Raw genomic sequence first — 19,632 nt, 5'->3', positions numbered from 1 at the left:
TGATGGTCAGTGGATTATTAGTGCCAGCAATGATTCGACAGTGCGCTTGTGGGATATTCACGGCAACCCCATTGGTCAACCTTGGCGCGGACATGAAAAAGAAGTTAATTCTGTAGCCTTTAGCCCTGATGGTCAGTGGATTATTAGTGCCAGCAATGATTCGACAGTGCGCTTGTGGGATATTCACGGCAACCTCATTGGTCAACCTTGGCGCGGGCATGAGTATTGGGTAAATTCCGCAGCTTTTAGCCCTGATGGGAAACTGATTGCCAGTGGTAGTCTTGATGGAACAGTCCGCTTGTGGCAATGTGGGTGGCAAGAATGGTTGCAAGTTTGCTGCAACAGGTTACATTATCATCCCGTCTTTCAAAATCCTGAAAATGGCAGTGATGTAGAAATTGCCCACCAAACTTGTCAAAAATATGTATGGAATCCACAATTCCCTAAACAGTTGCACAACCAAGGTGCAGCAAAGCTAAAAGAGAAAACTTTTTCAGCAGCTTTGGAGGACTTTAACCAAGTAGTTCAAGTTAATTTCACATCGCACTGGAAAGATCGCCTTGCTTGGCAATCAGTACCCACAGAGAACCATTAACAATTCAAAATTCAAAATTAAAGACAGTTGGAGTTAGGGATTTAAACCCCAACTCAACTGATTTTGGCTGGAAACTTGCTCTGGGTCTACTTGTGTGTACACCGTAGCCTAAAAGGAGAGAGGAATGGAATGTGAGGTCAAAATTGTACTTTATGCTTGTCGAGAACCGCTATAGCGATGAAGTGACACTTCCCCCAGTATTTCCAAAAGCGATCGCTCCATAACTTCACTGACAAATTTATTTCCTTGCAAGTTGAGGTGAATATGGTCGTGAAACAAACCTTGCGGGTTGGTGTTTGAATTGAAGTTCGGCAAAAAATCTATATAGTTAATTTGCTGCGCTTTAGTAAAGTCGCTCAAGCGCTGACGTGCTTTAATTTCGTAATCGCGGGGGCCTGGTTCACCAATTTCTCGCAGTAAGGGAGTCATAACTAGCAGAAATTGGCTGTTGGTTTGACGAGTCAGGGCTTGAATTTTAGCGATCGCCTCCAGATTAATCCCCACGCGATCGCCTGGTTCATTCTGCACTGCTTGCAGTTCAGGAATTGGCTTTTGCTTAACGATATAACGCTGCCACACTTCCATTAATGCCAAAGGAGGTTTACGATCTGGATAATTGCGATCGCGTCCTACTGGTAAAGATGTGGGAGGAGTTGCAAACAAATCATCAGTATTAATTAATAACACCACTGCTTGCGCGTTAAAATTGCCAAACTTCTCTAAATAAGCTAATTCGTTCCTTGGTCCCCAAGAGTTAGCTGAAGCATTTAGCACTTCTACTCCCTGGTAATTACTATTAGTGGATGACGCTAGAGAACGCATCATCAAACTAGATATTGTATTAGTCTGATCTGTCCACCAGCCACCATTAGCAATAGAATCACCCAGCAGTAAAACTCGCAGTTCAGAAGATGCAGGTATCTTTTTTATCGGACTACCCCGCATAGAATACTCATTAATTTCAATGCGATTACCAAAACGACGGGTACGTTGGTTAGGAGCTAATAAATAACCAATCTGTTCATCGCCAATATAAATCAGGGGATTACCAAAACCAAACAGCGATCGCAGTCCGCTCTCCACTACCACAAACAATCCCACAACCACCGCCGCAATTACGATCAGTGCCACTTTCACTACCCACAACCTTTTATACACATTTGTCAATTGTCATTGGTCATTTGTCATTTGTCATTTGTCATTGGTCATTGGTCATTGGGCATAGGAAGTTAGAGTAGAAGGTTTAGGCTCAAAGTTGAGCTTCCAAAAATGAAAGTTACGCCATGTGCGACTTGATCTCAAACCTAACCCCCAACCCCTTCCCTACTAGCGTTGGGGAGCAAAAATCAAAGCCTCTCTCCTCTTAGGAGCTACTGTGTATACACAAGTCCTAAAATCCTTGCCTGGTAAGATACAAGCCTTAGTAGGCAAGGTTTTGAACAGAGCAAGCTAATTATCAATAGTGTCAGCTTATTGATAGAGGTTTAACGGAAAATCAAGGATTTTAAAAATAATTTTCCGTTCTTTTGTGTCCATCTGATTCCCAACTCAACTTGTGTATGCACGGTAGCCTCTTAGGAGAGAGGAATGGAAGTGAGGTCAGAATATTAAGTTGCACATCGCGTAAAGTTGGGTTTGTGAACTCCCCATTCCCCATTCCCCATTCCCCATTCCCCATTCCCCACTCCCTATTCCCTATTCCCATTCCATTTTGTATAAATCATACTAATACCTCTAGAGAAGTAAGTAATTCTGGGGTTTTAAAAATTGTGAAGGTTAAACAAAATAGTATTAGGAATTTAACATTATCCGCAAATAGAAGGACTACAATCAAAACGGACAAATGTTTCATGCTCCAACAACAGAGGATTACAAAGCTATGTCCGACTTAAATCGAGGAATTATGAAATTTGAGGGTGCAGATTCCCCAAAAGTAGTCACCATCTCTACCGTGTTGCTTTTGGGATCGATCGCTGCTCTCATAATCTGGGCGCTGCAAGCTGCCTATGCGCTAAACTAAAACCATTAGTAGCCTAGAAGGACACTTGTCTTAAACGGTTTCCGTGGTAGCCAAGTGTCCTTAAAGAAGAATACAGAATTCAGGAGTCAGAATTCAGAATCTAGAATTCAGAAGTAAAACAGGCTTGACGGCTAGTTTGAAAAGCTAGTTTGTGTAGTTGAGAAACTTAAAATATCCTGTCTGCATAAGGAGTCTAGTATGATTACTATATTCTATTTATCAAATATTCTCCTGAATTCTGACTCCTGAATTCTGACTCCTGAATTCTGACTCCTGAATTCTTTTCAATAAAAGCGCCCTAATCACCATCAAAAATTTCAGAAAAACTTTAGATTTGAGATTTGAGGTTTTAGATGGAAAATTTAAATCTAAAATCCAAAATCCAGAATGTTTGAACCTTGGGGTGTCTTAGTTATTTTAATTATCTGCCCCCTCTTGGGCGGATTACCCCTGATTGCATGGATTACTTACGCCCTAAAGCGTAAGCAATTATCACAACTGGGTACAAAAAATATTAGTGTATCGGCTGCCTTTTATCATGGCGGTAAATTTGTCGGAATTCTGGCAGTCTTGTCAGAGGCTTTGAAAGGAGTTGCGGCAGTCTTACTCAGCCGCGTTTTCTTCCCAGATGGCTCGTCTTGGGAATTAATTGCTCTAATCGCTCTGGTAATCGGTAGATACTGGATAGGCAGAGGGGCAGGTACGACAAATGTTGTCTGGGGATTTGTCGTACATGATCCACTGGTGGCAATATTTGTATCTTTCTTTGCAGGTATTAGTTTTACAATTCTGCAATCCAGAAAGGTAGTTAAATTTGGAGTTTTACTGCTCTTTCCTCTGTTTGTTACCCTGCTGCACCTGAACGATATCCCCAGAATGCTTGCTGCTGTCGCTTTAGCTGCTTTAATGGCCTGGATTTATACCAGAATTCCTGATGATATGAATCTGCCAGCCCAAGAGGCACAAACAGAATCGCAAGCGATGTTGGAATTTTTACGCGGCGATCGCACAATGGTTTCTTTAGATGAAGAGTTGAATGCTGCCATCGTCGGAGAAAAGGCAGCTACGTTATCTCAAATTAAGCGCTGGGGCTATTCAGTTCCGAAGGGGTGGGTACTCGCCCCAATTGACGATCCCCAAGGGTTGACAGAATTTCTCCAGCCATCAGAATTATCCCCCCTAGTGGTACGTTCCTCGGCTATTGGAGAAGACTCAGAAAACGCTTCCGCTGCTGGGCAATATGAAACAGTTTTAAATGTTACCAGCCCAGAGGCATTACAAACAGCGATCGCTAAAGTTAAAGCTTCTTATAATCATCCATCTGCTGTCCAATATCGGCGCGATCGCGGTTTAAATGATACAGCAATGGCTGTGTTGATTCAACAACAAGTCCAGAGTGTATATTCTGGTGTCGCTTTCAGCCGCGATCCCATTACCCAGCAAGGTGATGCGATTATCATTGAAGCCCTTCCAGGTAGCCCGATGCAAGTAGTTTCGGGAAAAGTCACACCAGAACAATATCGTGCTTTTGTCGTTGAAACGGAAAATTCTTACTCTATACAATTAGAGGGTGAAGGACGAGTCCCACAAGGATTAATCAAGCAAGTTGCATACTTAGCCTACCGACTCGAAAAACGCTATCATGGCACTCCTCAAGATATTGAGTGGAGTTATGACGGTCAAACACTCTGGGTGTTGCAATCTCGACCGATCACCACTCTATTGCCCATGTGGACACGCAAAATCGCTGCTGAAGTGATTCCCGGAGTAATTCACCCCTTAACATGGTCAATTAATCGTCCCTTAACTTGTGGAGTTTGGGGAGAACTGTTTACTTTAGTTTTAGGTGATCGCGCCTTGGGGTTAGATTTTGCCGAGACAGCAACTCTGCATTATTCCAGAGCCTATTTTAATGCATCCCTCTTAGGAGATATTTTTCTCCGGATGGGACTGCCGCCGGAAAGTCTGGAATTTTTAACCAGAGGAGCTAAATTAAGTAAACCTTCCTTGCAATCAACCTGGGAAAATTTGCCAGGACTAGGGAAGTTGCTGAAGCGGGAATTAAGTTTAGAAAAGGATTTCAAGCAGGATTATCACAAACGCTTCATTCCTGGGTTGTCACAGTTGGCACAGGAAGATATAGATAACTTGGAACCAGCCAAGCTGTTGGCAAGAATTGATTTTATTCTGGAGTTACTGCGTCATGGTACGTATTACAGCATTTTAGCTCCCTTAAGTGCAGCCCTGAGACAGGCGATTTTTCGGGTAAAGGATAGCCAGATTGATAACAGTGTTACCCCAGAAGTAGCGGCATTGCGATCGCTCAGTGGAATAGCTACAGATGCCAAGCAGGTATTGCAGGAATTTGAGCCACAGCAGGTATTTGAGCAATTAAAGCAAACCCCAGAGGGAGAAAAGATCCTAGAAGAATTTAACGAATTGCTTCAGGATTACGGCTATTTAAGTGAAGTGGGAACTGATATCTCCGTTCCCACTTGGCGGGAAAATCCCCAGATGATCAAGCAGATGTTTGTGCAGTTAATGCAGGGGAACGAACCACAAGCAGGGGCAAAAGATGCGATTAATAGTATCTTTGCTGTTAAACGCAAACGCTCTTTTGTCCAACGTCGTGTAGATATCAAAGGACGAGTTACCGAAGTTTATTCCCGGCTTTTAGCTGAATTGCGTTGGAGTTTTGTCGCTTTAGAGAAAGTTTGGTTAAAGTCCGACTTACTCAAAAAAACAGGCGATATCTTTTTTCTCAACTTTGATGAAGTGCGGCGTTTAATTGTGGATGAAGATGCCAGTTTAATTGAGCAGTTAGATGAGTTAGTGGAATTTAGGCGATCGCAATTTGTCCAAGATAGCGAGATTATTCAAATACCCTTTTTAGTCTACGGCAATACACCTCCTCATCCCTTAGCTCCCTCTCCACTCTACTCTGACCAAATTTTACAAGGCATTGGAGCCAGTCACGGGCAAGCCGAAGGACGAGTGAAGGTGTTGCGAAATTTACAAGATATTCCAGAGATTGACCGAGATACGATTCTGGTAGTGCCTTACACAGATTCCGGCTGGGCACCCTTGTTATTAAGGGCTGGGGGATTAATAGCCGAAGCTGGTGGCAGACTTTCTCACGGTGCGATCGTTGCTCGTGAGTATGGAATTCCCGCTGTAATGGATGTTAGAGGTGCTACATGGATTTTGCAAGATGGTCAACGGGTACGGATTGATGGGTCTAGAGGTATTGTGGAATTATCTAACGATTTAAGACCCGAATGATTACCACTTCTCTGAAAAACTTGCCTGAAGAGTCTGTTTCTCACAATCCCGAAATCAAGAAAAAGGTAATGCTACGCTTCGGCGATTTACCTCACCTGACTAACTTTTCTCAAGCACGTTTTGCTCCTGGACAAACCGCACCAGCACACGCGCACCAAGATATGTGTGAAGTATTCTTTGTGGAAGCTGGTTCAGGAGTAATTCACATTGATGGTAAAGAATACCCCCTACTACCGGGAAACTGCGTAGCCATAGAACCAGGAGAAGTACATGAAGTTGTCAATAGTGGCTCAACTGAGCTTGTTTTGACATACTTTGGTTTACGAGTGGAAATATCAGCTTAAAACGCTACATCACCAAAAACTTGGGTCTGAAGCCCCGTCCTTTGAGGACGGCTTTTTATCATCTGTGAACCAAATTAAATGAGTAATGAGTAATGAGTAATGAGTTAGAAGTAATGAGTAATGAGTTAGGAGTTAGAAGTAATGAGTAATGAGTGGATCAGAAATGGGTATTTACTCATTACTTATTACTTATTACTCATTACCCCAGAATCCCCACCCTTCGAGGCTGGGGAGTATGTCATACCAGCCTGAAAAATCTGGTTTGGGGTGAGATTCAATTCGGAAAAAGTTTGAGAAATAATGCGATCGCTATCTCGAAACTTACTTATCTGATATTCTCCATCAACTAAGTTACAGACAGAAATTGTCGGTTGTTTAGGATTGCCAATAAAATTACGTCCACCCAAGCCAGCATAATCGACAATCCAGTATTCCGAGATACCCATCTCTTCATAGTCAGCGTATTTTAAATAGTAATCGTCCCGCCAGTTGGTTGAGACAACCTCAATTGCCAAAGGTATCGATGCACCCAAACTCACGGTAGATTCTTTTTTCCATAATTTTTCGTTTGGCAGATTTGCACGGTTTAGCACCAACACATCTGGGAAGTAACCAGAATCTTTTTCGAGAGGTCTAACTATAGCTTGGTTGGGCATGAAGTAGGGTAATGCTAGACGTTTGATTTCAACAGGAATTTCGATACCTAGAAATCCTTTTACTTCTTCGTGTTCCCCTACTGGTTGCGCCATCTCAACAATGTCTCCGTTATGTAGTTCGTAGCGTACCGCCGAATTTTCGGGTAGCCAATCGACGAATTCCTCAAAGGTTACTAGCTTGGGTATAGCTTGAGTCATGGCTTTTGAGAGTTTTTGCTTTGGAAATATTATCTCTAATCTAGGGGACTGCGGATAGATTTTCCAGATGGAAGTTGAACGCATTTTCATCCCAACTCGCTACACCGTAGCGGTCAATATCATGTAACCTTGTATCTAAATGGTGAAGCTGTCATGCTTCAAAAATACAATATTTTGCGATCGCCCAAAGGGCACTCCACTCCATGCAATTGCACCGCAGAGCTAAAACTAGTACAACACGGCGGAAATAAACCAATCATTCCAAATCAACGAAACCCTTATGCTGTATTCATTTTTAATTTTTAATTTTTAATTTTTAATTCCGCCTTGCGGTACTAGGGGCAAATAACTTTTAAACTAACTTGGAATTTTATGAAAGCAGTTGGTATTGACTTAGGTACAACTAATTCCGAAGTGGCGATCGTCGAAAACGGACAGGTACGAGTATTGCCAGGTGAAGATGGCGACCTGATTTTACCTTCCTGTGTGGGATTTAGCGATACAGGGAAATTGCTGGTGGGACGCGAAGCCCTCCGTCAGTATGCAGCAGCACCTGAACGCACTGTCAAGTCAATTAAGCGCTGGATGGGAACTGACCATAAAACCACTTTTGGAGATAAAGAATACTTACCTCATGAAGTTTCCGCTATTATTCTCCGCGCCCTGAAACAACGGGCTGAGAATGTTTTAGGGGAAACAATTACCCAAGCAGTGATTACGGTTCCAGCTTATTTTACAGATGCTCAACGACAAGCAACTAAAACTGCTGGTGAGATTGCTGGTTTGGAGGTACTGCAAATTATCAATGAACCCACGGCGGCGGCTTTAGCTTATGATTTGCGTTCCGAAGAGACAGAACGAATTGTAGTTTATGACTTGGGAGGTGGTACTTTTGACGTATCTGTAGTTGAAATTACGGGCGAAGTCACCGAAGTATTAGCTAGTCATGGTAATAATCGTTTGGGTGGAGATGATTTCGACAGGCTTTTGCAACTCCATTTGGCGGAGCTATTCCGCAAACAGCATGGGGTAGATGTGCCTGATGATGCCGCAACCCAAGCGCGTCTCCTGAGAGCCGCAGAGCAGTTAAAAATTGACCTGAGTTCCCATGCCTTTGCTACAGTCCGGGAAGCATTTTTGGGTAGTAAAGGCAAGACTGCACTACATCTAGAGACAGAAGTAGCGCGAGCAGATTTTGAAAAGTCGATTCGCCCACTATTAGAAGAAACCCTAGAGGCAATTGACCGCGCCCTCACAGACGCTAACCTGGAAGCCGATGAGATTGACCGGATTATTCTAGTTGGTGGTTCTACACGCATTCCTTTGGTGCAAGAAATGATCGCAGAGCATCTGGGACAAACTCCTACTGATGGTATTCAACCAGACCTTTGTGTAGCTTTAGGAGCAGCTTTGCAAGCGGGGGTGCTGGTAGGTGAATCTGTGGACGCCATTCTTGTAGATGTAATTCCCCATTCCCTCGGCATTGCTGCGGCTGTGCCTACACCAATGGGTATTATGCCAGGTTACTTTAGTGTGATTATTCCCCGCAATAGCGTTGTTCCCGTTTCCCGCTCTCATGTTTATTCCACCTTGTTTGATGAGCAAGACGCGGTAGAAATCGAAGTTTTCCAAGGTGAAAATGCGATCGCCGAAGAAAATGTTCCTCTGGGTTCCTTTAGAGTGGAAAACTTACCACTCAAACCAGCAGGAGGGATTCAAGTTGAAGTTCACTTTGACTTTGACCTGAATGGTATTCTCACCGTCACCACCACCGAGAAAGGCAAAGGACAACAAGGGACGCTAGTAGTAAATAATGCAGGGATACAGAAACTTTCCAGCCATGAATTGAAGCAAGCAAGGGCAGATTTAGAAGCATTATTTGAAAGTGATGAAACAATTGAAATCTCCGCAGAAGATTCAATCGAGTCTGTAGAAATCACTCCAGAATTGGCAGCACTTTTAAATGGCGCGGGGCAAGCACTTCTTACCGTAGACGAAGAACAAGCAGAGGAATTACAAGATTTATTAGACCAGATTGAAAATGCGATCGCTGATAATAGCGCAGAATTAACTCAGTTACAAACAGAACTGGAAGATTTTCTTTACTATATCAGCACTAATGAATAGGGAATAGGGAATTGGGAATAGGGAATTGGGCATGGGGCATGGCAATTATTGAACATCTATATGAAATAACTATGAAATGTCCTGTCTGTGGAGCAATTTATCGTCCAACAAAAGGTAGCAGGGAAACAGGGAAAAATGAGGGAGACAAGGAGACAAGAGAGATAACCAATGCCCAATGCCCAATGCTCAATGCCCCATCCATAACTTGCAAACGCTGCAAGGTAGACTTATCTGATTTATTCTCTCTGCACGACCAAGCTATTTGGGATCACAGAGAAGCGCTGTATTTATTATCACAAGGACGTTATTCTGAAGCAGCAATGCACAACAATCAAGCTATTGCTTTGTATTCCAGCAATGCAGACTTCCATGCCTTAGCGGGGAAACTATGGGCATTACAAGGAGAGTTTCGAGAAGCGATCGCATCTTGGCAACAAGCACTCAAATTTGACCCAGAAAATGCGATCGCTTGTGATTGTCTGCAAATGATCCAGTTAATGGCAAAAAATAATCAGACTTAAGGGACTACCAAAGAATAAAACAGGAGTCAGAATTCAGAATTCAGAATTCAGAATACTCTACCCATGAAAGGATAGAGTTTTAAGGCGAGAATATTTTAATGCCCAAAACAGTAGCCATGTGAGAAGAGAATAGATCCCCAGTTGGCGCTTGAGGGTGAGCGATCGCACTCCAAGCAAGTACGATTGCGATCGTCATCATACTGACTAGCACAAACTGAATTATCGAATGGAGGAAGCGATTAAATAGGAACCAATACTTGTCGGGTTTTGGGGAAAAGGGTAAGGGGTAAGGGGAAAGAAAAAACCTTTAACCTTTTCCCAAAACCCAATTCCGAGTTCAAAATGCTTATCCGAGAAGTATTGAAACAGGAACATATTCCAACCACAGTAAAACCTCGCACAAAGAATGATAATTGATAGCAAAAAATACTGTTATCATTCTTTCAGCGAGGAAATGCCAAAAGCCTTGTTATGTAAGATTTTAAGGCTAAAGCCTCTGCTGTTAACTACTTCTCAAGAAACATCTTTTCTTCCGTGATTGCCTCTACCGTACCAGCGCAATAACACTTGTGCTAGTTTCTGGGGATTGTGACGTACAAAACCCGTTTCATCTTCATACAAAACATTAGCTGGAACAATTCTTCGCCCTAGCTGAATTACAGCTTCTCTATCGAGGAAAACAGGATGGGAGTTTTGTTGAGCGTAGCGGATGAGTGATTGCTCTGATGGCGATTTTTTATGTATTAATACAGCATCGAATAGCCGTCTTTCTCCACAAGCAGCATCAATTGCTCTGATGTGATCGGCAACAGTGTAGCCTTCAGTTTCACCTGGTTGAGTCATTATATTGCAGATATAAATACGGGGGGCATCTGTTTGAGCGATCGCATCGGCAATTTCTGGTACTAGTAAATTAGGAATCAGGCTTGTATAAAGGCTACCTGGCCCAATGATAATGTAATCAGCTTCTTTAAGTGCCTTAATAGCTGCTGGTACCGCCGGAGGATTAGCTGGAATGCAGCCAATTTTGACAATTTTACCGCCAGCTTTGGGAATGCTAGACTCCCCGTCAATACGACGACCATCGGCTAATTCTGCCCAGAGGTGAACATCACTGAGAGTAGCTGGTAGTACTTGTCCCCGCACTGCTAGCACTTTAGAACTGGCTGCAACTGCTTGTTCTAAATCTCCAGTAATATCACTCATTGCCGTTAAAAACAAATTGCCAAAACTGTGACCCGTTAATCCATCTCCAGCCCGAAAACGGTATTGAAACAATTCTGTTAATAACTTTTCTTCATCTGCTAGTGCAGCCAAACAATTGCGAATATCCCCTGGTGGTAAGACTCCAAATTCTTGGCGCAATCGTCCAGAAGATCCACCATCATCGGCTACAGTTACAATCGCAGTAATATTAGCGCTGTAGGTTTTCAATCCCCTCAACAACGTAGAAAGTCCTGTACCACCACCAATTACTACTATTTTCGGGCCTCGGTACAATCGACGATGAGCCATCAAGACATCAATGAGTTCCTCGCCACCTTCTGCTCTCAGTACCTTAGTAATTGAGCCTACGGTGCGAGTTTGCCCCCAAAGCACCAACAGCAAACCACCAAGCAGCACCAAAGGGCCACTGATATAGTTGGGTAGGATGTTGGTGATTACTCCTAGGAAACCCCTAACCAACTCGATCATCCAAAAAATTGGGGTCAGCTTAATCCAAATCGCTAACCCCAAACTCGCCAGCAGTACACCCCCAACACTGATCAACAACCAACGTTTTACCGATAGTCCAGGGGATAACCATTTGAACCACTGGTTAACCCGATAGGAAGTACGAGAACGCGACTGCTTTTGCAGGGCTTTGAGGGCTTGTCTAAGAAAACCAATTGACATACCTGATTCGGAGCAGTGCTACAAACAATAATTAACAGAAAATGTACACCACTTGGTTTAAAACCCTAGGCGTGAAACTATTATATTTGTCAATCCCATTAGACTTAAGAGCAAGTGGTCAAGATTGCCAGTATTCCTAGTTAAACAATACCCTGGTTTGGTAAAAGTGAATTTGATGGAAAAACGAATTTTAGGGTTAGATCCAGGACTAGCAATTTTAGGATTTGGGGCAATTAGCTGCATACAAAATCCCAAAAAGGTGCAAGAGACTACAGTAAATATGCTGGATTTTGGAGTAATTAAAACATCGGCAGATGTAGAAATGGGACAGCGCCTATGTACCTTATTCGATGATTTACACACCGTGATGGAGGAATTTAAACCGGATTTGGTTGCGATCGAGAAACTATTCTTCTATCGTATGTCAAGTACAATCCTGGTTGCACAAGCGCGGGGTATAGTCATTTTGGTATTGGGTCAGCGTCGTCTTCCCTATGTAGAATTTACTCCTGCTCAAATTAAACAAGCTTTAACAGGATATGGCAATGCCGATAAGTCGGAAGTGCAAGAAGCGGTGGCGCGGGAGTTGGATTTAGATGAGATTCCTAAGCCTGATGATGCTGCGGATGCTTTAGCAGTGGCTTTGACGGCTTCTTATCAGTTGTAGGTGTTTTTCAGGAGGTCGAACGCAAGAGCGTGTCGTAAACAAGGCAGGAGGAACCCACCCTTACTCATAATGGGAGTGAATATAGGACTCATATTTGATTTGGTGAAAAAACTCAGTACAACTAAGAAGCTTTCTTGACTGTAGCAAGATTGCCTATTCCCTATTGCCTGCCTACGCAAATTAGTTCAGAAATCAAAGCGGATTCTTATATATAGCTAAGTACTGAGTAAAAACCCAGTTGTTTCAGGACTTTGAGAAATCAACACTGTCATAACCTGTATGACTACGGCTACAACTGTCGATTTAAGTGTTCCAACCAAATATTAGCCAGAGGAGAAAAACACCCTGAAGTAGACAGTAAACTATAAATTTAACTTCGTCCTAACGTTTTTTTTGCTAATTATTTTATGCTTTCTTGCGGCTACAATACATTACCAAAAGTATAAATAATCCTATTCCTGCCAGATATTTAATGGCATCAGGTACGCTGGGATTAGGTGAAAAGAAGCCTTCGATCGCACCAGCAATAATCAGCATCGGTACAATCCCAAATACTAGCTGCACTGCCTGAGAACCGTAAAACTTTAGTGCATCTCCACGGCGATATTTACCAGGAAATAAAATTGCTCTTGCTAATAAAAATCCCGCACCCCCAGCAAAAAATATCGCAGGTAATTCTAAGGAACCATGCGGAAATACAAAGGCCCAAAAAGGATAAGCTAGATTATTTTGAGCAACCAAAGTGCTAACAGCACCAATTAATAAGCCATTAAATACCATCAAATAAGCTGTGTATAGCCCAGCAGTGATCCCACCGGCAACAGCCCCAAAAGACACCGCTAGGTTATTGATCATAATACCGCTGGATGCCAGAGGTTCAATGCCGACAATTGACCCCATCCATAATTTTTGCTCATCTCGCACCTTGGTAATCAAGTTTTCAGGTACGATTAAAGGCATGAAGCTGGGGTTTTGCCAAGAATACCACCAAGCCACTAATCCCCCCAGTAGAAACAGAGCCGTTGCAGCAGCAATGTATACAAATGTTTTCTGGACTACAGATGGTAATCCCCAGCGGTAAAATTCTAGAATCGCCTGCCATTCTTGTCGCCGCGAACCTTGGTAAATCTGCGTGTACGCACGAGTTGTTAAAGATTGTAAACTTTGAATCAAAGTATTACCGATTTGCTGAGTGCGGGCACGTGCCAAGTCTGCTGCTACGGAACGATACAAACTCGCTAACTCTCTAATTTCTGCTGCCTGTAAGGACTTTAGCCCTTTTTTTTCTATCTGCCTTAATAGGGCATCCAAACGCTGCCAATTTGGTTCTCGTCGCGCAATCCAACGTTGAATATTCATGAATTTTGGGAACACTGAGTTTAACTTAGCTTAAGATAGCCTCAAATTCATCTCCGTAATTTCAAGGAAAATGTGCCATTATGTCTGAAAACTTTGGATCTTCTGGTCAGATACAACCACTGAGTATCGGTAATGTTGTCAGTGCTGCGGTGCGGTTGTATCGTTCTCATCTGAAGACTTATCTTAATCTAGCTGCGATCGCTCACTTGTGGATTCTAGTTCCGATTTATGGCTGGGCAAAATATGCAGCCATTTCTGGACTAATTTCACGCTTGGCTTTTGGAGAATTGATTTATCAGCCGGAAGGTGTTCAAACTGCCAAGAACCATATTAATCCGCGTCTTTGGTCATTTTTGAGAGTTGGTTTTCAAGTAGCAATATCTTTGCTTTTAATTTATTTTGGAATGGCGATCATAGGTGGTGTGCTAGCTGGCTTGATCGGAGTAGTATTAGGAGGAATATTAGGTACTTCCAGCATTATAGTCGTAACCACATTGGCAATAATTGTAACCGTAGTTGTTGTGCTCTTAGGACTAACCTGGTTTTACTCTCGTTGGATAATAGCTGAAGTGCCTTTAGCAGTTGAAGAAAATATCAATGGTGGCGAAAGTGTTGCCAGAAGTTGGGAGTTAACTAAAGCCTCAGTATTTCGCATTCAGGGCGTTGTTTTAGTTGCTTTTATTGTGACATTGCCGTTGGTGTTTGTATTAAACTATATACCTAGCTTATTCCTAATAAGGCTTGAGCCAGGTTCTACTATCTACTCAATTGTGTATTTTATTTCTTGGGTTGGAAGCTTGATAGGTGGAATTTTAGTTATGCCATTCTGGCAAGCACTAAAAGCTGTTTTATACTTGGACTTGCGTAGTCGGCGTGAAGGTCTAGGTTTGCAATTACGAGAACCTCCCTTGTAAGATTTTTGTTAATTTAACACCTTAATCCAACTCTATTAATTTTGAATTAGTTAAAATATGCGCTTTTTTAATCGCATCACATTCCAGACTCCAGAAAGTGTAGAGTTGGAATTCACTCTAGCAGGAATCGGTAATCGAGCCTTGGCACTGCTAATTGACTATACAGTTTTGACTGTAACCTTGCTTGTATTTTTTCTTACCTGGACTGTCTTTTCTACTCAACTGTTCAATTTTTTTGAAGACTTGATTACGAATGCTCAGAATTTAGGACTTTGGTTAATAGCAATTTTCTTCCTGATCGGCTTTGCAATTTACGTCGGGTATTTTATATTTTTTGAAACCTTATGGTTTGGACAAACTCCTGGTAAACGGTTTGCTAAAATTCGCGTAGTTCGAGATGATGGTAGACTGATCGGGCTACAACAAGCAACGCTACGTGCTTTACTGCGACCCTTTGATGAAACTTTGTTTATTGGCGCTTTTTTAATTATGTTGGGTAGCCGTGAAAAGCGCTTAGGTGATTTGGCTGCTGGTACAATTGTGATTCAAGCCCAAACACCTACTATATCTCCTACATTAACAATTTCAGAACAGGCAAAGTTACTCCGTGAACAGTTAGTACAAATTGCCGATTTATCGCCATTGATGCCAGATGATTTTGCTGTTATTCGTGAGTATTTGCAGCGGCGTGGCGCATTGTCATTAAAGGCAAGAGCCTCATTATCTCTAAAGTTAGCCGAGCAAGTTGTAGCTATTATTAATTTAGAAAAGTTGCCAGAAGGTGTTACACCTGATGTATTTTTAGAAGCTATTTACCTCGGTTATCAGCAACCGGAATTTTAGGCTGGAGATTTGATTTATAGTATTGTTAGGCAGACATAACTAATAATCAGTAGTCAGTTGTCAGTGAGTGAATGGAAACTACTGACTACTAACTACTAACTACTAACTAATTACTTAAAAATCTAAAATCGGCCAATCTGGTTCACGATAATAGCGTGTCATGTTGTCAAACTTTCGCAATTCAACGCGATTGATCAAAAATTCTGGCAAATTCAACAGCCAATTTTCATTCAATTGAGAAAGCATGGTGCTGAAATTTACGCGGTCTAAGTCAGATGAAACCTCCCCAAAATAGGCTAATGTAACGTGGGCTGTAAAATGATAATGCTGCTCAATACCCAAGGCCATTAACTTGGGATTTTGATAAATTGTTCGGCGAAATTTAATAATTTCCTCGTAGCAGCGTTCATCTTGAGGTACTAAACAAACGGCTATAGCTCTTGGCATCAGTATCAGCCCTAGCATTTGCCATTTAATCGGATGACTCTTGTTTGTCATCAATTGTTGATATTGCTGAAAGGTTTCGGCTAAACAAGAGTGTAATTCCTCGTCAAATTTAGGATTTTTTTCGCAGGCGTCAAGATAAGCACTGTCCCAAATTAAATCCGCTAAAGTCACGTGGAAGCTAGCAGGAGCTAGAGGTACAATCAAATCACGGCCTACAGGCAACTGTAAAAGTTCCTGTTGGTAAGTTTGTAATTTGGTATAGAAAGCAGAGTTTTGTGATTCTTCTTCTGCCGGCGGTGTAATTAGCGTATAGCCAGGAAAAGACGCTGCTTGTCTCAACCCAGAATGTGGCTGAAATTTAGAAGATTCCTGAATATGCTGGGCTTGGGATCTGTAGGCTTCTGGCAGCGTCAGTCGTGCCAACCGATTTAAGTAAGTTTGATAGTTGTCGTCCAATCTTTATAGCCTCACGCTCTCACTTGATAGATTTTAGGGAAAATTACCCCAATTAACAGAATGATTTTAAAAGTATTTAGTTTTTTAGATTGGGCATTGGGCATTGGGCATTGGGCATTGGGCATGGGAAAGAGGCGGATGAGGGAGATGAGGGAGATGAGGGAGATGAGGGAGAAATAAATAACCAATGCCCAATGCCCAATGCCCCATGCCCCATGTCCATCTATTATGAGATTTATCTATGCCAATCTATGTTTACTGGGGTGAAGATGATTTTGCGATGGAAAAGGCGATCGCTATGCTGCGCGATCGCGTCCTCGATCCAAACTGGATAAGTTTTAATTACACTTCATTCTCCCCAGATCAAGCTGATGCTGCTATCCAGGGGTTAAATCAAGTCATGACACCCACTTTTGGGGCTGGTGGGCGCTTGGTATGGCTGATAAATACAACTCTATGCCAGCACTGTCCAGAGAACGTGTTGGCAGAATTGGGGCGATCGCTACCTGTCATCCCCGACAACTCATTTTTATTGCTCACCAGCCGCAATAAGCCAGATGAACGACTCAAATCCACAAAATTGTTAAAACAGTTTGCTACCGAATTCCGAGAATTTCCCCTCATTCCCCCTTGGAAAACAGAATTACTGGTGCAATCTGTTAATCAAGCAGCCCAGACTGTGGGTGTGAAACTGACTGCCAATACTGCCCAGTTGTTGGCAGAATCCGTTGGAAATGATACACGACTTCTCTACAATGAGTTAGAGAAATTGCGGCTATATGCCCAAGGAAGCAATAAGCCTTTAGACGTAGATACTGTTACAAAGTTAGTAAGAAATACTACTCAAAATAGCTTACAATTAGCAGCAGCAATTAGAACAGGAGATACAGCTAAAGCTTTGACAACCTTGGCAGATTTGGGCAATGCTTCCGAACCGGGATTACGGATAGTTGCCACACTGATTGGACAATTTCGCACCTGGCTATGGGTCAAGATTATGATAGAAAGTGGTGAGCGCAATCAACAAGCGATCGCTAAGGCTGCTGATATCGGTAATCCCAAACGGATCTACTTCTTACAGCAAGAAATCAGACTACTTTCTGTGCAACAGTTAATCTATTGCTTACCCCTGCTATTGGAGTTAGAAGTGAGCCTCAAGCAAGGAGCATCAGAAATGTCAACACTCCAGACTAAAATAATCGAACTTTGCCAAGTATGCCGAGAAAATTGACAATCAAATGTAAAAACTTGATGTATTGAGCAGTTGCCGGAACTTCCAACTCCGAAAATAATTCAAAGTCCTTATAATATCCCTGATGTAGTTCTGCGTCACACACTATATGAAGAAAATTTCCGATTTATTTTCCCGATCTAGCCGAAAGCGAATCCTTTACCAAACATTCTTTTTTGGCGCGATCGCTACTGCAAGTGTGATTTCTCAAGCTTTTTCACCGAGTTCAAAAGCTTATGGTCAAACTCCAGCACCAATAGTTGACAACACTGAAATCAATAGCTACGCTCAAGCCGTGCTAGCAATGGAGCCAGCACGTCAAAATGCCTTTGAAGAAATTAAAAAACTGATTGGCAATGGAGAAATTCCTAAGATTGTTTGTAATGACTCTAACAGCATAAATGGTCTTCCTAGAAAGGCTCAAGATATCGCAGTAAATTACTGTACTCGCTCTCAAAAAATTGTCGAAGATAACGGTTTAAGCATTGATCAGTTCAACAAAATTACTATTGAGCTACAAAATAACAATCTTTTAAAACGGCAGGTTTACAATACCTTATTACGTCTGCAACAAACTCCTGAATCTCCGTAAGAAAGGCTTCACTAAATCAAAGCTCGTAGTAAGTGGCTCTAGTCATTTAGAACCTTGTATAAAGTGATAAATCCCTCACTACGAACAAAAGATTTATCTTACATTTAATTACATCTACCTATTATATTCTTCTCAACGCCAGGTATAAAGTTTGTTTTACTTCTGAATTCATGAATTCTGACTCCTGAATTCTGACTCCTGTTTTATTGCTACTATTCAACTGCAAGATATGCTTGTCGCTTGGTGTGAATATTTTTCATGTGCTTTTTCACTGTGTTTATGGTGATGTAAAGCTTAGTGGCAATTTCTTTGTAGCTGTAGTTGTTTCTATAGAGAAACCAAATTTCAGCTTCTCGCGGCGTCAAGTCAAATTTTTTAACTTCAGTGATTGCTAAACTTTTCAAGGACTCATACTGATTTTCGATAGTCACTAACAAACAAGGCACTTCAAACCCATCTAAATCTAGCAGTCTCACCCTAACACGAAAAACATTTGACTTATCCAACACAATCTCATCTGATAGAATGATTAGCTTATCAGAAAATAAATGCCGACTGCTAAGTAAGGATTTACAAAGCTCCCAGATAACTTGTGGTACAAAGTTGTCGTTGCAATTATCTTGATTGAATTGACAACAAAGACGATGAGCAGATGCATTAGTATGAACTACTTCACCAGCTTGGCTTAAAATTAATATACCGTCTTCTAAGCCTTCAATTACTTCTTGTAAAAAATCAGCCCGCTTCGAGTCATGTAAATCAATAATATCTAGCTGTTGTGGTTCCGCTACTTTTTTTACTAATGTGTTTGTTAGGGCGATCATAGGAGTTATCTTAATGTATAAAAAGTACTTGTTTGATTAAATTCGTGAGGCTTGAAATATAGACTACTTATATCCATTTTTTACATACATATTTTTCTAAATAAATATATTTAGAAAATGTAGTAAAGAAGTTAAAAAGCATACAAGAAGTGTATTAGAGACGTAAGAGCTTTACACAAAGGGGAAATACCACAGACTAATACAGCTAACTAAGTAAACAAAAGTTTTATTTTTAACATTAATTTCTTAAGATATCCAAGTTATAGTTTTATGTAGCCTGTTTGAATTAACTAAGGTTACATGATTTAAATACAACTCTTAAATTGCCTATTTCGGAAGCCGCTTTCAATATATTTTGGATAACTCCCAATACGGTTGAGATATAGCAATATGCAGTTGAGTGAGATACAGAAACAAACCAGCTAGCCGAACTGTATTGAAGCCGCTTACTTATACCAAGTATTCATCGCCCCAATACACAATCATTATTCATGCTGAAATAAAAATATACGAGGGAATGGGGAAGAAGCAAGGGAGCAGGGAGCAGGGAGCAGGGAGCAGGGGGAGATGAGGGAGACAAGGAGAATAACCAATGCCCTATTCCCAATGCCCTATTCCCAATGCCCTATTCCCAATGCCCAATGCCCAATGCCCAATGCC

General features: G+C 41.8%; 17 protein-coding genes and 1 pseudogene. 11 read left to right on the top strand and 7 right to left on the bottom strand.

From position 1 onward, the window contains the following. Positions 1–595: pseudogene (locus tag A4S05_RS26620) on the top strand (PD40 domain-containing protein); the annotation flags it as partial. A 150-nt stretch (positions 596–745) separates the two neighbouring features. Here A4S05_RS26620 and A4S05_RS26615 read toward each other — a convergent pair. Further along, positions 746–1,732 (bottom strand): SGNH/GDSL hydrolase family protein, encoded by a 987-nt coding sequence (locus tag A4S05_RS26615; protein WP_069072791.1) that lies wholly within the window; start codon positions 1,730–1,732, stop codon positions 746–748. Positions 1,733–2,438: 706 nt separating this feature from the next. On the opposite strand from A4S05_RS26615, the gene A4S05_RS42070 reads away from it, so the two are divergent. From A4S05_RS42070 to A4S05_RS26605, 3 genes are all read left to right on the top strand, one after another. After that, positions 2,439–2,615, top strand: a complete 177-nt coding sequence (locus A4S05_RS42070; RefSeq protein WP_176727114.1) for a hypothetical protein — start codon at positions 2,439–2,441, stop codon at positions 2,613–2,615. A gap of 387 nt (positions 2,616–3,002) precedes the next feature. Next, positions 3,003–5,897: a glycerol-3-phosphate acyltransferase gene (locus tag A4S05_RS26610; RefSeq protein WP_069072790.1), complete on the top strand. Its 2,895-nt coding sequence runs from the start codon at positions 3,003–3,005 to the stop codon at positions 5,895–5,897. Continuing rightward, complete coding sequence (locus tag A4S05_RS26605; RefSeq protein WP_069072789.1) at positions 5,894–6,241, top strand: cupin domain-containing protein; 348 nt, start codon at positions 5,894–5,896, stop codon at positions 6,239–6,241. The genes A4S05_RS26610 and A4S05_RS26605 overlap by 4 nt, the downstream gene beginning before the upstream one ends. Positions 6,242–6,426: 185 nt before the next feature. Here the strand turns inward: A4S05_RS26605 and A4S05_RS26600 are convergent, their stop codons facing one another. Next, a complete protein-coding gene (locus A4S05_RS26600) occupies positions 6,427–7,095 on the bottom strand; it encodes a Uma2 family endonuclease (RefSeq protein WP_069072788.1) in 669 nt (222 codons plus the stop codon). 372 nt (positions 7,096–7,467) lie between these two features. On the opposite strand from A4S05_RS26600, the gene A4S05_RS26595 reads away from it, so the two are divergent. Continuing rightward, positions 7,468–9,222 carry an Hsp70 family protein gene (locus A4S05_RS26595; protein ID WP_069072787.1) on the top strand — a complete coding sequence of 585 codons (1,755 nt, stop codon included), beginning with the start codon at positions 7,468–7,470 and terminating at the stop codon, positions 9,220–9,222. Positions 9,223–9,260: 38 nt separating this feature from the next. Next, a complete protein-coding gene (locus tag A4S05_RS26590; protein ID WP_256091181.1) occupies positions 9,261–9,743 on the top strand; it encodes a tetratricopeptide repeat protein in 483 nt (160 codons plus the stop codon). A gap of 79 nt (positions 9,744–9,822) precedes the next feature. Here A4S05_RS26590 and A4S05_RS43650 read toward each other — a convergent pair whose 3' ends face one another. After that, a complete protein-coding gene (locus A4S05_RS43650) occupies positions 9,823–9,954 on the bottom strand; it encodes a hypothetical protein (RefSeq protein WP_256091179.1) in 132 nt (43 codons plus the stop codon). A 302-nt stretch (positions 9,955–10,256) separates the two neighbouring features. Continuing rightward, on the bottom strand, positions 10,257–11,639 hold the full coding sequence (gene yvcK, locus A4S05_RS26585) for a gluconeogenesis factor YvcK family protein (protein ID WP_069072786.1): 1,383 nt from the start codon (positions 11,637–11,639) through the stop codon (positions 10,257–10,259). 175 nt (positions 11,640–11,814) lie between these two features. Here yvcK and ruvC point away from each other — a divergent pair, with 175 nt between their 5' ends. Beyond that, positions 11,815–12,306: a crossover junction endodeoxyribonuclease RuvC gene (gene ruvC / locus A4S05_RS26580; protein ID WP_069072785.1), complete on the top strand. Its 492-nt coding sequence runs from the start codon at positions 11,815–11,817 to the stop codon at positions 12,304–12,306. Between the two features lie 405 nt (positions 12,307–12,711). Here ruvC and A4S05_RS26575 read toward each other — a convergent pair whose 3' ends face one another. Next, positions 12,712–13,665 carry a stage II sporulation protein M gene (locus A4S05_RS26575; protein WP_069072784.1) on the bottom strand — a complete coding sequence of 318 codons (954 nt, stop codon included), beginning with the start codon at positions 13,663–13,665 and terminating at the stop codon, positions 12,712–12,714. 80 nt (positions 13,666–13,745) lie between these two features. Between A4S05_RS26575 and A4S05_RS26570 the strand changes: the two genes are divergently transcribed. Together A4S05_RS26570 and A4S05_RS26565 are read left to right on the top strand one after the other, a co-directional pair. Then, positions 13,746–14,579 carry a hypothetical protein gene (locus tag A4S05_RS26570; RefSeq protein ID WP_069072783.1) on the top strand — a complete coding sequence of 278 codons (834 nt, stop codon included), beginning with the start codon at positions 13,746–13,748 and terminating at the stop codon, positions 14,577–14,579. A gap of 57 nt (positions 14,580–14,636) precedes the next feature. Next, entirely contained in the window at positions 14,637–15,422 is a 786-nt protein-coding gene (locus tag A4S05_RS26565; RefSeq protein ID WP_069072782.1) for an RDD family protein, read from the top strand. Positions 15,423–15,536: 114 nt separating this feature from the next. Here A4S05_RS26565 and A4S05_RS26560 read toward each other — a convergent pair whose 3' ends face one another. Beyond that, complete coding sequence (locus A4S05_RS26560) at positions 15,537–16,325, bottom strand: DUF1868 domain-containing protein (RefSeq protein WP_069072781.1); 789 nt, start codon at positions 16,323–16,325, stop codon at positions 15,537–15,539. 241 nt (positions 16,326–16,566) lie between these two features. Here A4S05_RS26560 and holA point away from each other — a divergent pair, with 241 nt between their 5' ends. Next, the gene (holA, locus tag A4S05_RS26555) at positions 16,567–17,556 is read left to right on the top strand and encodes a DNA polymerase III subunit delta (RefSeq protein WP_069072780.1); all 990 of its coding nucleotides are present in this window, start codon (positions 16,567–16,569) and stop codon (positions 17,554–17,556) included. 109 nt (positions 17,557–17,665) lie between these two features. Next, positions 17,666–18,148: a DUF4168 domain-containing protein gene (locus tag A4S05_RS26550; protein ID WP_069072779.1), complete on the top strand. Its 483-nt coding sequence runs from the start codon at positions 17,666–17,668 to the stop codon at positions 18,146–18,148. A gap of 212 nt (positions 18,149–18,360) precedes the next feature. On the opposite strand, the gene A4S05_RS26545 is transcribed toward A4S05_RS26550, so the two are convergent. Next, entirely contained in the window at positions 18,361–18,972 is a 612-nt protein-coding gene (locus A4S05_RS26545) for a helix-turn-helix transcriptional regulator (RefSeq protein ID WP_069072778.1), read from the bottom strand. Between the last annotated feature and the right edge of the window lie 660 nt (positions 18,973–19,632).

This window comes from Nostoc sp. KVJ20, assembly GCF_001712795.1.
Taxonomy (GTDB): Bacteria; Cyanobacteriota; Cyanobacteriia; order Cyanobacteriales; family Nostocaceae; genus Nostoc.
This window is presented reverse-complemented; position numbering and strand designations above follow the sequence as displayed.

Excerpts from the sequence above, each read along its gene's own strand:
- A4S05_RS26550 (WP_069072779.1), top strand. The coding sequence starts at position 17,666 with ATGAAGAAAATTTCCGATTTATTTTCCCGATCTAGCCGAAAGCGAATC.
- yvcK (WP_069072786.1), bottom strand. The coding sequence starts at position 11,639 with ATGTCAATTGGTTTTCTTAGACAAGCCCTCAAAGCCCTGCAAAAGCAG.
- ruvC (WP_069072785.1), top strand. The coding sequence starts at position 11,815 with ATGGAAAAACGAATTTTAGGGTTAGATCCAGGACTAGCAATTTTAGGA.
- A4S05_RS42070 (WP_176727114.1), top strand. The coding sequence starts at position 2,439 with ATGTTTCATGCTCCAACAACAGAGGATTACAAAGCTATGTCCGACTTA.
- A4S05_RS26565 (WP_069072782.1), top strand. The coding sequence starts at position 14,637 with ATGCGCTTTTTTAATCGCATCACATTCCAGACTCCAGAAAGTGTAGAG.
- A4S05_RS26595 (WP_069072787.1), top strand. The coding sequence starts at position 7,468 with ATGAAAGCAGTTGGTATTGACTTAGGTACAACTAATTCCGAAGTGGCG.
- A4S05_RS26575 (WP_069072784.1), bottom strand. The coding sequence starts at position 13,665 with ATGAATATTCAACGTTGGATTGCGCGACGAGAACCAAATTGGCAGCGT.
- A4S05_RS26545 (WP_069072778.1), bottom strand. The coding sequence starts at position 18,972 with ATGATCGCCCTAACAAACACATTAGTAAAAAAAGTAGCGGAACCACAA.
- A4S05_RS26610 (WP_069072790.1), top strand. The coding sequence starts at position 3,003 with ATGTTTGAACCTTGGGGTGTCTTAGTTATTTTAATTATCTGCCCCCTC.
- A4S05_RS26600 (WP_069072788.1), bottom strand. The coding sequence starts at position 7,095 with ATGACTCAAGCTATACCCAAGCTAGTAACCTTTGAGGAATTCGTCGAT.
- holA (WP_069072780.1), top strand. The coding sequence starts at position 16,567 with ATGCCAATCTATGTTTACTGGGGTGAAGATGATTTTGCGATGGAAAAG.
- A4S05_RS26570 (WP_069072783.1), top strand. The coding sequence starts at position 13,746 with ATGTCTGAAAACTTTGGATCTTCTGGTCAGATACAACCACTGAGTATC.
- A4S05_RS26590 (WP_256091181.1), top strand. The coding sequence starts at position 9,261 with ATGGCAATTATTGAACATCTATATGAAATAACTATGAAATGTCCTGTC.
- A4S05_RS26605 (WP_069072789.1), top strand. The coding sequence starts at position 5,894 with ATGATTACCACTTCTCTGAAAAACTTGCCTGAAGAGTCTGTTTCTCAC.